This window comes from Rhizobium sp. SG570, from assembly GCF_012275345.1.
Lineage (GTDB): Bacteria > Pseudomonadota > Alphaproteobacteria > Rhizobiales > Rhizobiaceae > Rhizobium > Rhizobium lusitanum.
This window is the reverse complement of the sequence record NZ_JAAZQI010000056.1, coordinates 1-1,366: the sequence shown is the minus strand read 5'-3', so window position 1 is coordinate 1,366 and position 1,366 is coordinate 1. Positions and strand designations below refer to the sequence as shown.

Below are 1,366 nucleotides of genomic sequence, written 5' to 3'. Positions count from 1 at the left end.
CCGGCTGCCCGCGCCGACAACAGCGTCGCCGCGCAGCAGGCCCGCCTCAAAGGCTTCTCCCTCGACATGTCCATGGGTGGGCCTGACGCCGATGACAATGACTTTCGCCAGAGCGCCTGAGCGGCTGGCTGACATCAACAAGATCTGGCGCCGGAAGGCGCCGGATCAAAGGCTGGCGGATGGTATCGCAGGCCTCAAGAACCGGTTCAGGTTCGCGGAAGGGTGAATGTATCGGTCTTCGCGCATCAAGACGGTCTCCGTCTGACTTATTCGACCTTCAATCATCGGACCTCTCCATCCCCAGGAGTCTTTTAGAGATGCGCTTTACCATCAAATTCAAACTGGCCTTCGCCTTCGGCCTTCTGATCGTGCTGTCAACCGGGATGTCGGTCCTGGCGATCATGAGCCTGTCCTCCCTCAATTCGGCCATTACGAACATCATCCAAGGCCCGGCTGCCAGTCTGCGCAATTCCGGCGATCTTTCCAGCGCCGTGCTCGATGCGATCCGCAACGAAAAGAACGCCATCCTCAACAACGATCCGCAGGCGATCAGCGGCTATATCGATGAAGTTCATGCAAAAGAGGTAACGATCGAGCAGATCGCACAGAAACTATCCCAGAGCGCTAACGAGGAGGTTGCCAGCAAGAGCGCGGAATTCCTGAAGCAGCTTCCGGCCTGGAAGCAAATTGACGACCAGGTCCTTAAGCTTGCCGTCGAAAATACGGAGGAAAGCAACCGCAAGGCAGGAGAGCTCTCCATGGGCGAGGGGCGCAAGGCAAGCGCGGTTCTTCTGGATGCCGTCAACGCTGTCAACAAGGCGATCGTCGCCGATCTGCATCAAACCGACGAGTCGACCAATGAACAATATGCCTTCGCGCGAAACCTTCTGCTCACCTCGCTGGCCGTCATGTTCGTGCTCTCGACTGCCATCGCCCTCTGGATCGCGCTCGGCATCAACAACGGCCTGAAGAAGATCCAGGCGGTTGCCGAAGGCGTCGCCATCGGCGATCTCAACCAGAATATCGAGATCAAGACCAACGACGAAATCAAGGACCTCGTCGACACCATCAATGTCATGACCGGAAACCTGCGCAACACCGCAACGATCGCGGACCTGATCGCCAATGGCGACCTGACGGTGAAGCCGAAGCCGATGTCGGACAAGGATACACTCGGCATGTCGCTCGAGTCGATGGTCGAGCGGTTACGTGGTGTCGTCGCCGATGCGCTGTCTGCCTCCGACAACGTATCATCGGGCAGCCAGCAATTGTCGGCCGGGTCCGAGCAGCTCTCGCAGGGTGCCACCGAACAGGCCTCCTCCGCCGAAGAGGCCTCCGCCTCGATGGAGGAGATGGCCGCCAACAT

At 58.8% G+C, this 1,366-nt stretch carries 1 protein-coding gene; it reads left to right on the top strand.

The genetic code is table 11. The features are described from left to right. Positions 1-317 precede the first annotated feature (317 nt). Positions 318-1,366 (top strand): MCP four helix bundle domain-containing protein (locus FHT28_RS35835; RefSeq protein ID WP_168598922.1); only part of this gene is annotated, 1,049 nt, incomplete at its 3' end.